Annotated in this window: 15 protein-coding genes; 1 reads left to right on the top strand and 14 read right to left on the bottom strand. The window is 57.3% G+C overall.

Features of this window, described 5'->3' with window-relative positions:
- Positions 1-83: 83 nt before the first annotated feature.
- The 5 genes from JTP94_RS11075 to JTP94_RS11055 form a co-directional block, all read right to left on the bottom strand.
- Positions 84-977, bottom strand: a complete 894-nt coding sequence (locus JTP94_RS11075; RefSeq protein WP_204850542.1) for an ABC transporter permease — start codon at positions 975-977, stop codon at positions 84-86.
- Positions 978-987: 10 nt separating this feature from the next.
- Positions 988-2,172: an ABC transporter permease gene (locus JTP94_RS11070; RefSeq protein WP_204850541.1), complete on the bottom strand. Its 1,185-nt coding sequence runs from the start codon at positions 2,170-2,172 to the stop codon at positions 988-990.
- Positions 2,173-2,189: 17 nt separating this feature from the next.
- Entirely contained in the window at positions 2,190-3,590 is a 1,401-nt protein-coding gene (locus JTP94_RS11065; RefSeq protein WP_204850547.1) for an ISKra4 family transposase, read from the bottom strand.
- Positions 3,591-3,856: 266 nt separating this feature from the next.
- Positions 3,857-4,567: a plasmid pRiA4b ORF-3 family protein gene (locus tag JTP94_RS11060; RefSeq protein ID WP_312038151.1), complete on the bottom strand. Its 711-nt coding sequence runs from the start codon at positions 4,565-4,567 to the stop codon at positions 3,857-3,859.
- A gap of 138 nt (positions 4,568-4,705) precedes the next feature.
- Positions 4,706-5,605, bottom strand: a complete 900-nt coding sequence (locus JTP94_RS11055; protein ID WP_204850540.1) for a LysR family transcriptional regulator — start codon at positions 5,603-5,605, stop codon at positions 4,706-4,708.
- Positions 5,606-5,705: 100 nt separating this feature from the next.
- On the opposite strand from JTP94_RS11055, the gene JTP94_RS11050 reads away from it, so the two are divergent.
- The gene (locus tag JTP94_RS11050; protein WP_246754820.1) at positions 5,706-7,079 is read left to right on the top strand and encodes an alkyl/aryl-sulfatase; all 1,374 of its coding nucleotides are present in this window, start codon (positions 5,706-5,708) and stop codon (positions 7,077-7,079) included.
- Positions 7,080-7,233: 154 nt separating this feature from the next.
- Here JTP94_RS11050 and JTP94_RS11045 read toward each other — a convergent pair whose 3' ends face one another.
- From JTP94_RS11045 to JTP94_RS11005, 9 genes are all read right to left on the bottom strand, one after another.
- The gene (locus JTP94_RS11045) at positions 7,234-8,229 is read right to left on the bottom strand and encodes a tyrosine-type recombinase/integrase (protein ID WP_204850539.1); all 996 of its coding nucleotides are present in this window, start codon (positions 8,227-8,229) and stop codon (positions 7,234-7,236) included.
- The gene (locus tag JTP94_RS11040; protein WP_204850538.1) at positions 8,226-9,146 is read right to left on the bottom strand and encodes a tyrosine-type recombinase/integrase; all 921 of its coding nucleotides are present in this window, start codon (positions 9,144-9,146) and stop codon (positions 8,226-8,228) included. Before JTP94_RS11040 ends, JTP94_RS11045 begins: the two co-directional genes overlap by 4 nt.
- Complete coding sequence (locus tag JTP94_RS11035; RefSeq protein ID WP_204850537.1) at positions 9,143-10,375, bottom strand: tyrosine-type recombinase/integrase; 1,233 nt, start codon at positions 10,373-10,375, stop codon at positions 9,143-9,145. The genes JTP94_RS11040 and JTP94_RS11035 overlap by 4 nt, the downstream gene beginning before the upstream one ends.
- A 314-nt stretch (positions 10,376-10,689) precedes the next feature.
- Positions 10,690-11,079: a tautomerase family protein gene (locus JTP94_RS11030; protein ID WP_204850536.1), complete on the bottom strand. Its 390-nt coding sequence runs from the start codon at positions 11,077-11,079 to the stop codon at positions 10,690-10,692.
- A gap of 69 nt (positions 11,080-11,148) precedes the next feature.
- Complete coding sequence (locus JTP94_RS11025) at positions 11,149-11,910, bottom strand: alpha/beta fold hydrolase (protein WP_204850535.1); 762 nt, start codon at positions 11,908-11,910, stop codon at positions 11,149-11,151.
- A 17-nt stretch (positions 11,911-11,927) separates the two neighbouring features.
- Positions 11,928-12,764 (bottom strand): HpcH/HpaI aldolase/citrate lyase family protein, encoded by an 837-nt coding sequence (locus JTP94_RS11020; RefSeq protein ID WP_204850534.1) that lies wholly within the window; start codon positions 12,762-12,764, stop codon positions 11,928-11,930.
- Positions 12,761-13,876 carry a mandelate racemase/muconate lactonizing enzyme family protein gene (locus JTP94_RS11015; RefSeq protein ID WP_204850533.1) on the bottom strand — a complete coding sequence of 372 codons (1,116 nt, stop codon included), beginning with the start codon at positions 13,874-13,876 and terminating at the stop codon, positions 12,761-12,763. The genes JTP94_RS11020 and JTP94_RS11015 overlap by 4 nt, the downstream gene beginning before the upstream one ends.
- Positions 13,873-14,712 carry an NAD(P)-dependent oxidoreductase gene (locus JTP94_RS11010; protein ID WP_204850532.1) on the bottom strand — a complete coding sequence of 280 codons (840 nt, stop codon included), beginning with the start codon at positions 14,710-14,712 and terminating at the stop codon, positions 13,873-13,875. The genes JTP94_RS11015 and JTP94_RS11010 overlap by 4 nt, the downstream gene beginning before the upstream one ends.
- Positions 14,684-15,436, bottom strand: a complete 753-nt coding sequence (locus JTP94_RS11005; protein ID WP_204850531.1) for an amino acid ABC transporter ATP-binding protein — start codon at positions 15,434-15,436, stop codon at positions 14,684-14,686. Before JTP94_RS11005 ends, JTP94_RS11010 begins: the two co-directional genes overlap by 29 nt.
- Between the last annotated feature and the right edge of the window lie 6 nt (positions 15,437-15,442).

Here is a 15,442-nt window from a genome sequence, read left to right as displayed (position 1 = left end):
CTTCACAGCCCGAAGACCCCCTGAGCCCTTCAAGATATCCAATGTCATTGTGTCCACCGTCTCCCTTGTGGACACAGAATCCTTCATTCGCTGTTCAGTGAACAGGTGCGCGGAATTGCGCGCTTACAGTCAACCTGGCCTGCTGCCGGTTTCGCCGAGCGCTTGGCGGACTGCCGACGCAGGATACCCATCAGGACCATGAGCACTAGCGACAGGACAATCCAGGTGGTCGCGACTGCCAGAATGGTGGGGCTGATCTGTTCGCGCAAGCCGGACCACATCTTGCGGGGAACCGTGTAATATCCGGGGCTTGGCGATAGGAAGAGCGTGATCACGGCTTCATCGAACGATGTAACGAAGGCCAATGCCGCACCAGAAAGGACCCCCGGTGCAATGAGTGGCAATGTAACGCGGCGGAAGACCATCGTCGGATGGGCTCCTGAGATCAGACCTGCACGCACCAGGCCCTGATCGAAGTTCGACAGGCTGGCCAAGACGGTGACCACAACGAAGGGCAGCCCCAAGGTCGAGTGCGCGAGCACCAAGCCGAGATAGCTGTCCACGAGACCAACTTTCGCAAAGACAAAGTAGGTCCCGGCCGCGAGCACCACGATCGGCACGATCATCGGGGCCAGAAGGAGACTTACGATCAGGCTGCGCATTGGAAGTGGCTTGTTGAGTCCCAAGGCGGCGAGGGTGCCGAGCGTCGTCGCCAGGAGCGTCGAGAGGATGCCGACGAGGAAGCTGTTGCGGACGGCAACCATCCATGCGGCATCTGAGACGAACGAGTCGTACCATCGCGTGGAGAATGCTTCGGAGCGGAGGTGCAGCATGCCGCTGGTGAAGGTGAAGTAGGGCTCCGCGTTGAAGGAAAGCGGGATAATCACGAAGATCGGCGCGATGAGGAAGATCAGGATTGCCCAGCAGATAAGTCGAAAGAAAACCGACCAAACCGTCTCAATGGTGTAGCTGTTCATATCTCGTTCCTCAGTTTACCAGCCGGTTGGCGCCGGAGTATCGGTGGTAGACGCCGTAGAGAACCAAGACGACCGAGAGGAGTATCATCCCGAGAGCTGCAGCCAGCCCCCAATTGAGCGACGACTGAACGTGGAAGGCGATCATGTTGGAGATCATCTGTCCGGACTGTCCGCCAACCAGAGCAGGAGTGATGTAATATCCGACGGCAAGAATGAAGGCGAGAAGTGCCCCTGAGCCAACGCCAGGAAGTGTGTTGGGAAAATAGACCTTCCAGAAGGCATAGAAACGATGGGCGCCCAGCGATTGGGCGGCGCGCATGTACACCGGAGGTATCGAAACCATCACGCTGTAGAGAGGCAGGATGAAGAACGGGAGAAGGATGTGCGTCATGGCAATGAGCGTGCCGGCGAGGTTATAGATCATTCTCACCCTGCTCTCGTCCGAAATGATGCCAAGGTACACAAAGAGGTCGTTGAGCACGCCTTGGGACTGTAGGAGCACGATCCAACCCGTGGTTCGCACAAGCAGCGACGTCCAGAATGGCAAAAGGACGAGGATAATCATTATCGAGCCAAGCAGCTTCGAAGACGTCGCGATCAGGTAGGCTACCGGATAGCCGAGAAGGATGCACAATGCGGTCACAGAGAATGCGACGAGGAAGGTTCTCACAAAGAGCGTGGTATGGATACGATTCTCCTCTGGGGCGAGTTCGATAGCACCCGATGCATCTCTGCGGAGATCGACCGCAGCCAGGTAATAGTTGGCGCTGACTGAGCTGCGCAACTGGTTGATCGCCTGCCAGGTCGACTGTTCGCTCCAGATGTGATCCGCTTGTTGGAACCATTCCGAATAATGATCAGTCGGAGGCGTCTGCCCAAGGCGCCGAGCAGTTTTTGTGAAGGCGCTGCGTAGGCCGGCGGCCTCGACATTCAGTCGATTTGCAATCGATCCGACGATGTCGGCTTGTCGGGCATCGATAAGATCCTGCGCCAGCGCCTGAAACGTCTGCTCGTCGGGTGCGCCGCTGCCGTTCCATGTCGCAAGTGCCTCGACGGTTCTTGGCAATCCATCGTGAACCGTCGGATCAAAGACGCTTAGGCGGAAAATGTAACCGAGTGGGAGGAGGAACGTGAAGAAAAGGAACACCAACGCGGGCGCCAGAAGAAGAAGCCCTTTCCGCATTTCGGGGAGCATGAGGATTCGTGGGGCAGTTATGCGGCGAGAGCCGTTTCGTCTGGTTCGTGATTGTCGTTAGCCATCCCGGGATACCATTGCTGGAAGGTCGAGCGCAGGGAGCCGTCAAGGGTCTGCGTCCTGGTTTGTAGCAGAAGATGCGCACCGATTCTGCTCCACTGCATTTGCTGTTTTTTCGCGAACCGCTTGCTGATGACGGCATTGACGGTTGCCTCGACGAAGGCCGAGGAAATCCGCTCCCCGGACCGGTAACGTTCGCCGTAGTTGATCAGGCTTGCGCGGTTGGAAGCGATGTAGGATCGGAACTCGCCGATGGCGGTGAGAAATTTGCGCATGATCGGGTAGTCCGTTTCGAGCGCTTCCGCATCAAATTGCAGTTCGTCGATTTCCTCACGGGCACGGTACGCATTGCCGTGCCAGAGATGCCATTTGATCCTGCGGAGGGTTTCAAGGATGCCCTGCCCGGCCTGCTCATTATGGTTTTCGAGACCCTGGCCGAATTGGCGCAGGACCGTGATGCGCATGGTGATGTGGAACCAGTCGAGGACATGTTCGCTTGCCGGCGCGATCATCTCGGTAAGCGAGCGGACCTCTTCTCCTCCGTCGGTGATGAAGGTGATGTCCTGATTGGCCTGAACCCCCTGCTTTTTAAGATGGTCAAGGATACGCCGCTGCGGCTTGCGATCGTAGCCATGGACAAAACCGATGTAACGAGCATTTCCGTCCTCGGGTAAGGAGCGGCCGACGATCAGTTCGAAGTTCTTCTTTCGATCGTTGCGGTCCCGGATATACCCACCATCCAGACCGATGACGATGCGGCCATCGGGAACGGGCAGGTTCATCCAGTCGCGTGGGCAGGCATCCTGCATGAAGGAAACCCGCTCTTCGGTCAGTTCCCGCTCAATGCGCCTGGCGGCCTGCAAGGCGTGCTGCCGGACCGTCGTGGCGTTGGCGCCCCTCTCGACAGGCAGCACATCGGCCAGCAGCTCGGCCGCGGCGGCATAGGGCACGAGCGATGCCCACCGCGTTTCCAGATAGAGGCGCTCGGGGGCAATGTGGTCGGGGATCAATGTCCGGAGTGGAGAGATCGTTACTGGACCGTTTCCGCCGACCAAGTGCGGCAGGTAGTATCGGGGGCTTTTCAGACGGACGTCGCCAAAGAGAGTATGGAAGGTTATCGGGTAACTGCCCTTGCTGCGCAGGCGACGCCCATCCAGCTCGCGGTTTCCGCTCAGCCAAAGTTCCACCTGCGTCTGCACCATCGCCTGCTGTAATTTCGTCAGAAGGCCTTTCGCCTCCGACAACGACAGACCGAGATCCTCGGCGCCCTTCGTCACCTTCACCAGATCGGCGACGGTTTCGGTTGCAATCGTTTCACCATCGTCACCTATAATCTCCAGAACCAGCCGCGCCCGCATCTCATGTCCTCGCAATGAGTTTTCCAGAATGACCGTGTGGAAAACTGATTGCGCCCGTGACGCCAGTTTCTCCTCTGCGGCCTGCCGAAAACACTGATAAAGACCATCAGTTAGCAATCCGAAAAGCGCCCGGCAAACCGGCATGACCTCGATCACAAGCCGCAAACGCCAGCGCAGGCCTTGCTTTCGGGCTCCGGCACACTCGCGGTGATGATGCCGCCTTCTAGCGGCCAATCTTCTTTCGAAAGGTCAGGTCGCAAGGCCCGTCACATCTGCTGGTGCATCAGGATCAGATGTTCGCTCTGCCGCAGCCGATCATTCACCGTCCGCCGCTCGAACGACAGGCCCAGCAGTGTAGCTCGGCCCTTGATCCGAAACAGCAGTTCCTGCAACTCCCCAGCGCGGTCCGGATCATCAAGGACGGCAAGGGACCCGGTGTCGCCGAGTTCCGTGACGAATTCCAATGCTGTGGCGAGATCCTCATGGAGGTCAGACCCGAGCGCCTCGTCTCTCTGCCACATCCATGCTTCCGGTCCACCACAATCCTCAGGGGGACAATTGCCGTCGCCGTCCGTACACGCCGGATAGTGAGCGCCGTATTTGACAGGCCGGCGTTCCTCCAGTCGGACCTCGTGCTCCCAGGGGATGTTGAGGGCGTACTCGTACAGGAACCGGCTGCCGTTACGCAGTTGCAGATTACCAAGTGTGATAGCCGGAGAGCGGGCACCCGCCTCCCACGAGCCGTACCGCACCGTGTGAATGACGAACTGGTAGAGGTGGATGCCCTCCCATCCCATCGCGACCTGAATGACGCCATGAAACTCGCGTAGCGTCATCGTCGAGAAAACCTGAACCCTACGCCACACCATCGGGCTCACGTCCTTCAGCCAGATGCGGAATTGCAGGATGAAAATCTCATCCTCCGAGGCTGCCGCCTCTCCGGCGGCTTTCGTCGCTGCCCGTTTTGCCCTTTTCACATCCGCCAGTCCCGTCAAAATTCAACGACGACGACATACGTCGTTCCAGCCCGCCCCACAAATCCTCATGCTCCCCTTCCTCTGGAGCAGGGCTGATGTTCTGAATGACAAGTTCTGGCGTGAGTGCATCTTTTTGTTCTATCTGTGAGGGGTTGCCCAGCAACTTGATTCGACAACCGCTATGTTAGCGGAGCAGAAATCCAGATAAGCCCGAACTATCGTCGAAGGATGCCGCTGCCTCCTGTAGATCAGGTGTAGCGGCGTCTGAGGGAAAGGGTGCTCTGGCAGGACCTCCACCAGGTCGCCTGAGTTAAGATATTCGGCTGCGAGAAAAGATGGCAGTTCCGTCACAACGTCCCCTGCAATTGCTCTTGTTCTAAGATGGACATAGTCGTTCGCGGTGAATGTTGCTTCGATCCTCTGGGGCTGCCCTCCAAGTGTCCAGGTCGGTTGAGCATCAAGAGTGGAACCCCATGCTGCACACGGCAGCCGGAGGATATCCTGGGGGCCGCCTAGTCCATTACAGGTCGCCAAAAGCTTTGGACTGGCGACGAGAATGTGCCGAAAGGTGAGCATGTGACGTGCAACCACGGTATCGTCAGCAATCGGACCTACTCGAAGAGCGACATCAACGCCGTCAGCGAGCAGGTCTACACGCCGCTCTGTCGAGTAGACGTTGATCTGAATGTCCGGGTGAGAGCGCTGGAACTTGGCCAGCAAATCCCACCAGGGCTCGAAAGACTGTGGCAGCGATAACCGTAGACGACCGACAAGGCGCGCCTGCTCGCTCATTATCGCTTGCTCGGCTTCTTGAAGCAGCTCTATGCCGCCACTCGCTTCCTCGAACAAACGGGACCCAGCCTCTGTCGGGCGGCATCCCTTGGCAGTTCTCTCAAGCAACTGAACCTTGAGGTCCGCCTCAAGCTCAGCCACCTTCCGGCTAAGCGTGGGCAGCGGCATGCCGAGGCGGACGGCAGCAGACGAGAGACTGCCTGTCTGTACCACCGCGATGAACATTTTGACGGCATTGTAGTCCATAGGTTGCCTATCGTATGAGAGAGGCTGATTGTCAAATCAGCGTCTACATTATCAAAAACATTTGGTCTAGTTAAAGCGACCGGATGGCCTCTTGTCCGCAATGATTGGAGGTGAGATGCAAGGTTCATCGATACTCAAGGCAGGAGTAATCGCCGCTATGATTTCAATTCTCGGCACCACGTCCTCTGCGCTCGCGGAGAACGCCTATGCAGGACGGGACAAGCTGATCGCTCACTCGGATGAGTTTCGCGAACGGATCGTCGAGGTAACGAATGGCGTCTATGCTGCTGTTGGATACTCTGCCAGCAACGTCACCCTGATCCAGGGCAGTGACGGATCGATCATCGTCGACACATCGGCCAACCCGGTTGATGCTAAGGCAATCATGGCGGCATTCGGAGAGCGCTTGCGCCATCCAGTCAGGGCGATCATCTACACGCATAATCACCCGGATCATACGGGCGGCGCGGCGGTTTTTGCGGGCAAAGACAAGCCCGTGATCTACAGCCACAAGCTGCTATTGACGGCGAAACCAGATACCGGACGTGGACGCCGTGATGGTGGTGACGCCTTCGGGGTTACCTTGCCTGATGAAGACTTCATCAATGCAGGGACGCAGCTTGAATACGGTAGGACGACGCCGCACACGCGCGATGGCTTCATAGCGCCAACAAGCACGTTCGAGGGCGCTGAAGAAGACCTGACCATTGCTGGTGTTCCGCTCAAGTTGATCTTCACGCCTGGAGAAGCCGATGAGAATATCTCCGTATGGCTGCCGGACCGCAAGGTGCTGATCGCAGGTGATGTCTTGTTGAAGACGTTTCCTAATATCGCGCCGCTTCGTGGATTGCCAACACGTCCAGTCGAAAAGTGGATTGCCAGCCTGGATAAGTTGATCGCGCTGGGCCCTGAGTACGTTATTCCCGGCCATATGGGCACCATCCAGAACGCTGCTGAAGCGAAGGATGCACTCGCGGCATACCGCGACGGCATCAAGTTCGTTTACGACAGGACCATTGAAGGCCTCGCAAAGGGTATGACCCCCGATGAGCTGGTTGAAGAAGTGAAGCTTCCGGAGAAGCTTGCAAAACATCCTTATCTGCAAGAGTTCTACGGAACTGTGGCATGGTCTGTGCGCGGTATCTACGCGCAGCATGCTGGCTGGTTCGACGGAAATCCGACAAACATCTTCCCGCTAACGGAGATCCAACGAGCTGAAAAGCTTGTCGCAATGGTAGGCGGTAGCGACAAGATGCTGAAAAGCGCCCAGAAAGCGTTGGAAGGTGATGACTTCCAGTGGGCTGCGGAGCAAGCCGATTACCTTTTGGCCGTCGACCCAAAGAACACTGTAGCACTTGAGGTGAAGATTCGAGCCCTGCGGGAACTGGGGGAACGCCAGATGAATGCGACGGCTCGAAACTACTATCTCACTGTGGCCAACAGCCTGAAGAAAAGTCTCGCCAGCGAGAGGTAGGCTTCGACAAAGACGTTGCCCGACTAAAGCCGGGCGATGTCTGCCATCCAGCATGTTGGGCGAGGCATGTCTGCTCATGGCGCAAAGATGCCAACATCAAGCGTCCGGAGGGTGGGTGTAATAACGCCGCAGGAGAACATGCGGCGTTAAACTGCTACAGGGCGTCGAGAAACGACAATAGCTTGTCGTCGGCTTTAAAACGGCGGAAGGGCTGCTCATTTAGCGGGTCCACCTTCGCGAGGGCCGCCTCCTTTATCGCAAGATGCGCCTGAAGATAGGCCTGGGTGGAACGTGTGGATTCATGGCCCAGCCATAGCGAAATCACCGTGCTGTCGACGCCAGCATCCAGCAATTCCATCGCCGCACTGTGACGAAGAACATGCGGTGAAATGCGCTTTGCCCGCAAAGATGGGCATTGCTGTGCCGCCTGCTTCACATGCTTCGCCAGCAGATACTGAACCGCATCGGGACTCATCCGAGATCCATGCACTGTCGGGAAAAGGATGTCGGAGTGGCCCGGTCTTGGCTCGTCCAGCCATTGTTTGAGCACAGCGCGCAGAATTTTGGTGAGCGGCGTAACACGCTCCTTTCGACCCTTTCCGAAGCATCGAATATGCGCGCCGGCATCCAGGGTCACAGCGCCGCGATCGAGGCCGACCAGTTCGGAGAGCCGCATGCCCGTCTGTATTGCCGTTAGGAGCAGGCAATAATCGCGGCGACCAACCCATGACCGCTTGTCCGGTGCTGCCAGGAGCGCCTTGATCTCATCCCGGACGAGGAACTGTACCTCGCGCTTCGCGCCGATCTTGCCGGGGATGGCAAGCACGCGTTGGATCTGGTGGCTAAAGGCAGGCTCCTCGAATGCAAGGAACCGAAAGAACGCGCGAATGGCGGTGAGCCTGAGGTTGTAAGTGGTGGTGCCCGCGCGCCTTTCCTCGGTGAGATCATCCAGAAACGCTATGACGAGTTCTGCGTCGAAATCCTCAAGCACGAGGGATGATGGCGGCTTTCCCGTCTTGCGGTGGGCAAACCTCAAGAAAAGCTTGAAGGTGTCGCGGTAGGAGGCGACGGTGTGCATGCTGACATTGCGCTGGCGCATCAGCCGCTGTGTGAAGAAGCGCTCGATAAGCCGTGGAAGCGAACTTGTCATTGTGACGCCTCCCATCGCGCGTCCAGACGACGTTTGGCTTCCTCCAGAAGGTCGGGATGTGCGCTGAGATACCAGTATGTGTCGGCCACCTTTCCATGGCCGAGGTATGTCGAAAGTTCCGGAATTCGAAGATCGACGTTCTCGCCGTTCCTGTACCAGTCCAGAAGCGTGCGCACCGCGAAGGTATGGCGAAGATCGTGGATTCTCGGCCCTTTTGCTTCGGAAGCTCCCCGCAGTCCGGCCTCACGGGTCCAGAGAATGAAAGAGAAATGGGGATTGGCATGGTTCAGACCCCGGCCACGATCCCCCGTGAAGAAGAACTTGCTGGCACGACGGGTTGGGGAACGATCCCGCTCTTCACAATACAGCCGGAGTGCCTCCAAGGTGCTTTTATGCAAGGGCATATACCGGCTCTTGCCGAACTTCGTCTCACGGATCGTCAATGTTCCGGTGTCCATGTCGGTATCCTCCCGCAAAAGGCGCGCGGCCTCGGAAAACCGCATCCCTGTCGATGCGAGCAATCCGAAGAAATAACGATAGGTCACGCCTCGAAAGCTGCCCGGATGCAGTCGAGGCATCGCATTGAGGAGATCGGCGACTTGTTCGTCGGAATAGATGAAGGGCCGGGGGCGTCGCTGCGGCGCGAAAATGCTGGAGGGTGGAATCTCGGTCCTCGGGTCAGTCAGTGCGACATGGCGTGAGAAAGACCTGACCGTCGACAGTCGCGATGACCAAGTCCGCGGCCCGCACTGGTGCTGCGCCCATTCAACGGCGAGCTTTGCAGTAATGTGGTGTTGGTTCCGTTCTTGGGCATACGCGACGAATTTGCGCAGCCGGCTTTCCTGGCTGCGAAGTTTGAAGCCGAGGGACCGGCGCAGCGCCAGATATTGCTCGAGGGATGTCAGCATCGTGCTCATAGGCTTGCTCCCATCCACGGCCGGGCAAGTGATCGAAGACCCTCGGTGTCGAGCTTCGCGTAGATCCTCGTTGTGTCTGGTTCCTTGTGGCGAAGGACCTGGGCCAGTTCCGTGAGGCTAACGCCGGAACGGATCGCCATCGTCGCAAACGTGTGCCGGAATATATGGGCATGATGAGAGCGGAGCCCTGTGATCTCGGCGCGCTTCAAAGCCCTCCTGGCAATGAGGATGACAGGCGTGGCGGTTAAGAACGGTGTGCAGGGCGTATCGACCCTATGAAAAATGATCCGGGATCCGGAACTGGGGCGCCCATCTACTATGTAATCCGCGATCGCTGCGCCGACGTCCTGTGGGAGCGGCATTGCCGCCATCCGGCCGCCTTTACCATGCACTTGAACGAGGCCCCCATGCCAGTCGATGTCGTCCAAAGACAATAGGGCTACTTCTTTCGCGCGGAGGCCAAGTCGGGACATGAGCATCAGGATTGCGAAATCTCGACGACCTGCGAGGCTTGCCCGATCGCAAACAGCCAGAACTCGACTGAGCTGATCTGCACTCATAAACGACGGTAAGGACGATAGCCGATGGTTCTTGACCATCGGGACAGCTTGGGCGAGGTCGAGCTCTGTAATTCCCATGCTCCAGCAAAACTGGAGAAAGACCCGAAGTCTGGATGAAATGATCTTGGACGTCGCCGCTGTGTGGCGTTCGAATTGGCTGGCTAGATAGTCGCGAATATCATCGTACTGGAGGTGAGTGATGCCCGGCCCGTCGATCCATGAGGCGCGTAGAAATTGCCTGCTATACCTGAGGTGGGCTGAAATTGTTGGCGCAGCGTAACCCCTGCGGCGGAGCTCGGTCGCGAACCGGCCTGCAACGTCATCGATTGGGTGAACGTCCGGCGGAGTTTGATGCACAACGCCTGCCTCGATGAGCTTTGCCCTCAAGCGCTGAATTGAACGGCGCTCTCCGTGCCGCAAGGCGGCCACAGCGGCACGGCATTCGATGAAGCGGTCGAGATCATCGTAGGTAACCTGTATCGGGTCGCCGTTCTGGCTGTCCCTCTTCCACTCGACAAAGGCCGAAATCGTCCGGATCGTCGATCGGATGCTTTTGGCACTATAGCTTTGATCCATCATCAAGTTGACGACGGATCGAACGCAGTCTTGATGTGGCCAATCGTCGAAAGTTTGTGAGAGAAATATGTTCTCCGCTGGCAAGATCGTCATGCTCGTCTCCGCTTAATTTTAACAGCGGAGGCTGGATATTATGCCGAGCTTGCCAGGCGGCTTTACCTGAAATCTCGGGCTTTAGGAAAGGGGCTCGGCATATTCTCCGGCTCGGTATAAGTCCCCGACCTTCATATCGATACGCTGAAGGTGAAAAGCCGGAATTTTCACTAAAGAAACCGAGCGCGATTGAGCACTTCGCATGACCCGAAATGCCGAAATCGCTTGGGGCTTTGAATAAAAAATATCCCGGCGCAACGGCGCCGGGATCAGTTGGCGGGAAGTGTGCCTCCATCTCCCGCAGGGAAAGTAACCTACAGTTCCTTGGTCAAAAACTGGGCTCGTCCGTGGCCGAACGACCAGTCCGCGTCCGAGTTCTCAACCAGGGAAACCATCAGGTCCGAAGGAAGGACGCCGCATTTCTCAAACAAATCTTCTGTGAGATTGGCGTAGAACGCCTGCTTCTGCTCGGAAGTTCGCGGTCGTGACACCACTTCCACCAGAACGAAGCGGTCTGTCCTCGGAATATCGAGGCCGGTGTCCTGCATGACCATTGTGTCGGAAGAATACGTGTTGAGGAGTTGATAGCGGTCGCGCTCCGGAACGTTGAAAGATCGCACCATGGCGTCATGTGCCGCGTCCAATAGGGTGGCGATGTTCTCCTTCGACCACCCGTCGAAGATATGGAATTTCATGAGAGGCATGATGAGATCCTGACCAACTGGATCACGGCATGATCCAACAAAGTACCTGCGAGATACGCCGCTGTGTCCTCAAGCGAGTGTCGCGGACAGAGCCTTTGCAAATACGGCAGGCTCTTCCCACATCGGATAGTGTCCGCATCCGTACAGAACCTGCAGTTCGAAGTCGGGAAACCATGCCCCGATCGTTTCACGCAGACGATCCGGGACGGCACCCGGATCCTTCTCCCCGACAATAACCCGTATTGGTACGGACACATTCTGAATTTCGTCGGCAAAGCCTTTCCCCGTCCACGATGCCATGTAGGCCTCGAGAACATCGGGGCGCGTACCGGCAAGACTTGTGTCGCGAAGTCTATCGAGCCATTCGTCCGAGCGGAGACCACCGGTATTTATATTGATAAGTCTTTTTCTCGCGTCCGGCTCTCGAACAGCGGCGAGCAGCAGTTGTCGGCGCTGGTCATCGATCTTCGCTCCCGAGGCAGGGACTGGCGCCAACAAAATTGCGGACACAAGTCGCTTGGGGATATCGATAGCCAGACGCTGCGCAGACATACCAGCCATTGAATGGCCAATAACATGAAAGCGATCCCAGCCGAGTTTATCGGCGCAGGCAATAATGTCGGACGCAATCTGCTCGACGGTATATGGGCCATCTTCCTTGATGCGGCTTCCGTATCCGCGCGCATCGAGAAAGGCGAAGCTGTGATGCTCCTTGTCGATTAAAGGGAGGAACGGTTCGAACAAGCGGTGGTCACCCATCCATCCGGTTACCGCGATAATGCGGATCGGCCCATTTCCGACGAGCTGTGCGGGCGTAAGGTTTGCGGTCATTCTCAAAATCCTCCGGTTCAATACGAGCTTTTGCCGCTCGCCTCTTTTGACGAGGCGGCTACCCCGTTGGACAGCGATGCGGTGGCCAGTTCTCGGAACGTTTTGACGCATGAGGCCGCCGCGCCTGCGAGGAGTCTCACGTCATTGGACACGGTCACCATGTCAAACCCCCACTCGGCGGCTCTTGCCGCGTAGGTCGGAGTCCCGCAGTGCAGCGCTGCCTTGATCCCGGCACCATGTGCCGCCTCCAGGATCCGCTTGATGTTTTCGACAATTTCCGGCTCTTCCCGATCGAAGCCCGTGGGATACTTCATGCCAGTCAAACCGATCGTGAGGTCCGCAGGTCCGATATAGACGCCGTCCAGACCAGGTGTCGTGACGATCTCATCGAGGTTCTTCATAGCCACGGCGGTTTCGATCATCGCGAAACAAAGAACCTGATCGTCTGCTTCCTGCCCGTAGTTGGCCCCAGCTGATATTGCTGCTCGCGATGGTCCAAAGCTCCGGACTCCATTCGGCGGATACCGGACATAGGAGACCAGAGCTTCCGCTTCGGCGCGCGAATTGATCATGGGGCAAATCACGCCATAGGCGCCTGCGTCGAGTGCTTTCATGATCTGGGCAGGGTCGAGCCAAGGAACACGGATCAAAGGGACCACACCGCTAGCCCGCATAGCCTGGAGCATGGAGACTGCAGCCTGATAGTCGACAATGCCATGCTGCAGGTCGATCCCAATACTGTCATAGCCCTGCTCGGCCATGATTTCGGCCGAGAACGCATTGGCGATCGACAGCCATCCGTTCAGAACACAGCGGCCTTCCTCCCAGATTTTACGGATATCGTTGGGTTTCATTGATTTCGACTCCCTAGAACTCGGCCATATTTTTTTACGACATCCAGGTCGGGCTCGAAGCCGATCCCCGGCTTGTCCGACACTTTGATCATGTCGCCGTTGCGGATCCCTTCGACGTCAGCCAGCCATGCATCGGGCTGGACGAAGTTGTATTCCAGCGCCGTGATACTCGGCCGGGCAGCCGCCACCTGAAGCGACGCGTAAAAGCCCGGACCGAAGTAGGGCGAGTGTGGCATCAGCGTTGTGCCGGCTGCGTCAGCAAGATCCACGATCCGAAGGTATTCGGATATCCCACCAACCTTGGTCATGCTCGGTTGCAGATAATCGACGGCACCGACCTTCAGCGCCTGCTCGATCTGGAAGCTTGTGCACCAGTTTTCACCGGCAGCGATGTTAAGACCCTTGCCACGAAGCGTGGCCAAAGTTGCGAAGTCCTCTGGCGGATAGATCGGCTCCTCAAGCCAGGTAAGGGATAAGGCCTTCAACTCCGCGAGGTTCTTTTCGACGAAATCAGTCGACCAGGCGCAATTGACGTCGACACAGATGTCTGTGTGCGCGCCAACCGTTTTTCTGCAGGCGGTGATCGCCGGTAGCGTAATTTCGTGTAGCTTGATACGGTTGAAACCGGCGTCGCGCACCTGTTTTGAAGCATCCACGACCAAATCATGTTCGGCGAAGCGAACCAGGCTCGCGTAAAAGGGAACTTCACTGCGGACCTGACGCTGTCCCGCAAGCAATTGGTAGAGCGGCTTGCCAGCGCGCTTCGCCGCGAGGTCCCATAGAGCAATGTCTACGCCTGAAATCGCGAAGATCGTGACCCCATAACGACCAAACATGTGAAGCTGCCGTTGCGTCTTTGCATTCCACGCCGGGATATCATCGATCTCCGCGCCAACAAGCAGCGGCAGGATCAGGCGATCGATCACAGACTTCGTCGCGTCGATCAGCGAATAGCCAAAACCCTCTCCCCAGCCGATATTGCCGAGCTCGTCTTCGAGACGGACTAGCGCAAATTCGAGCGTCTTCCAGGCGGTCGGCATAATACCGACCCCCGTCCCGCGCAGGGCAAAGGGTATTTCGACGAGGATGACCTCGGCCGATGTAATTTTCATGCTCTCCTCCCAGATGGGGCCGGCAGATCGTTGATCGCAAAAAAGCCACCGACCATACCCACAGCCTCTGCCGTCAATTCATTCAGTTGTTTGAAATCCGCCGCTCTGTTCTCTCGGGCGAAATCGACCGGACGGTATCCCAGCTCTTCGGCGCGGCGGTTGTCGAATATCGGATTGGGGCAGTTGGACACGGCATAAACGATGTCGCATTCGACATCAGGATGGCGAAGACCGATGTCGATGAGCTGTGCCATATCGCGGCCGCTCGTCCAAATTCGCTCGCGACGGCCATCGACGACCTGTGGGTCCGCGTTTCCTATGCGCAGGAGCATTGTGCGCATCCCGTAACGCCGGGCATACATGCCGCACGCGGCTTCGCCGAAAGCTTTGCTCAGCCCGTAATAGCCATCGGGAGCCAGGGCAATAGACTCATCATAGCGGCCTGATGATGGGTAAAGACCGACAGCATGATGGCTGCTGGCGAACACAAGACGTCCGACGGTGCGCGCGCGGCACGCTTCAAGCAGACAAAGAACGGCGCGATAGTTCGCATCGATCGTTTCTTCAAAATCGAAATCGGGGCCTACGACGCCGGCAAGATGCACAACTGCATCCACGTCTTTCACCGCGTCGAAACAGAACGCGCCAGATGCAAGGTCGCCGACGATTTTTGTTTCGCCTTCCTCATCTTGGAAGTCGACAATATCTGCTACTTTCAGCACATAGTGCTGACGCAAAAGTGGTCGCAGCAAGCGGCCGACATTGCCAGCTGCACCGGTGATGAGGAGTGAGCGCGGTGTCATCGTTCTAGTGAAGGAGCTGGCGGAGGAAGGCACGGGTGCGTGGCTCCTTCGGATCGTCGAAGAACTCGTCGGGCGGAGCCGTTTCGACGATCTTTCCCTCGGCCATGAAGATCACCCGGTCGGCAACCTGCCGCGCAAAGCCCATTTCATGCGTTACACATAGCATCGTCATGCCGCTTCCAGCGAGGCTGACCATCACGTCAAGGACTTCGCGGATCATTTCCGGGTCAAGGGCCGAGGTCGGCTCATCAAACAGCATGATCCGCGGCTTCATCGCGAGTGACCGGGCGATCGCGACCCGCTGCTGCTGCCCGCCGGATAGCTGACCAGGGTATTTGTGAGCCTGTTCTGGGATCCGAACTTTCTCCAGGAACCCCATCGCAACATCATTCGCTTCGGCTCGCGGAAGTTTTCGGACCGATCGTAACGCGAGAGTACAGTTTTCGAGAATGGTCTTGTGGGGGAAGAGATTGAAGTGCTGGAACACCATCCCAACCTCACGGCGAACCGCATCGATCTGCTTGCGCTCGCTCGTCAGTTCCACGCCCTCGACTAGAATGCGTCCTTTCTGATGCTGCTCAAGGTGGTTGATGCAGCGGATCATCGTCGACTTACCCGAGCCCGAAGGGCCGGCAATAACGATACGCTCTCCTTCCTTCACTTGAAGACTGATGTCGGTGAGAACCTGGTGAGAGCCGTACCATTTGGAGACATTATCGAACTCCACGGCGCAATTGGTTGATTTGTCTGAGGCCATTGAAAG

The sequence above is a fragment of the Martinezella lusitana genome (genome assembly GCF_016901135.1).
Lineage (GTDB): Bacteria > Pseudomonadota > Alphaproteobacteria > Rhizobiales > Rhizobiaceae > Rhizobium > Rhizobium lusitanum_D.
Note: the sequence above shows the minus strand (reverse complement) of the source record. Positions and strands in the feature narration are given on the sequence as shown.

Excerpts from the sequence above, each read along its gene's own strand:
- JTP94_RS11075 (WP_204850542.1), bottom strand. The coding sequence starts at position 977 with ATGAACAGCTACACCATTGAGACGGTTTGGTCGGTTTTCTTTCGACTT.
- JTP94_RS11070 (WP_204850541.1), bottom strand. The coding sequence starts at position 2,172 with ATGCTCCCCGAAATGCGGAAAGGGCTTCTTCTTCTGGCGCCCGCGTTG.
- JTP94_RS11065 (WP_204850547.1), bottom strand. The coding sequence starts at position 3,590 with ATGCGGGCGCGGCTGGTTCTGGAGATTATAGGTGACGATGGTGAAACG.
- JTP94_RS11055 (WP_204850540.1), bottom strand. The coding sequence starts at position 5,605 with ATGGACTACAATGCCGTCAAAATGTTCATCGCGGTGGTACAGACAGGC.
- JTP94_RS11050 (WP_246754820.1), top strand. The coding sequence starts at position 5,706 with ATGATTGGAGGTGAGATGCAAGGTTCATCGATACTCAAGGCAGGAGTA.
- JTP94_RS11045 (WP_204850539.1), bottom strand. The coding sequence starts at position 8,229 with ATGACAAGTTCGCTTCCACGGCTTATCGAGCGCTTCTTCACACAGCGG.
- JTP94_RS11040 (WP_204850538.1), bottom strand. The coding sequence starts at position 9,146 with ATGAGCACGATGCTGACATCCCTCGAGCAATATCTGGCGCTGCGCCGG.
- JTP94_RS11035 (WP_204850537.1), bottom strand. The coding sequence starts at position 10,375 with ATGACGATCTTGCCAGCGGAGAACATATTTCTCTCACAAACTTTCGAC.
- JTP94_RS11030 (WP_204850536.1), bottom strand. The coding sequence starts at position 11,079 with ATGCCTCTCATGAAATTCCATATCTTCGACGGGTGGTCGAAGGAGAAC.
- JTP94_RS11025 (WP_204850535.1), bottom strand. The coding sequence starts at position 11,910 with ATGACCGCAAACCTTACGCCCGCACAGCTCGTCGGAAATGGGCCGATC.
- JTP94_RS11020 (WP_204850534.1), bottom strand. The coding sequence starts at position 12,764 with ATGAAACCCAACGATATCCGTAAAATCTGGGAGGAAGGCCGCTGTGTT.
- JTP94_RS11015 (WP_204850533.1), bottom strand. The coding sequence starts at position 13,876 with ATGAAAATTACATCGGCCGAGGTCATCCTCGTCGAAATACCCTTTGCC.
- JTP94_RS11005 (WP_204850531.1), bottom strand. The coding sequence starts at position 15,436 with ATGGCCTCAGACAAATCAACCAATTGCGCCGTGGAGTTCGATAATGTC.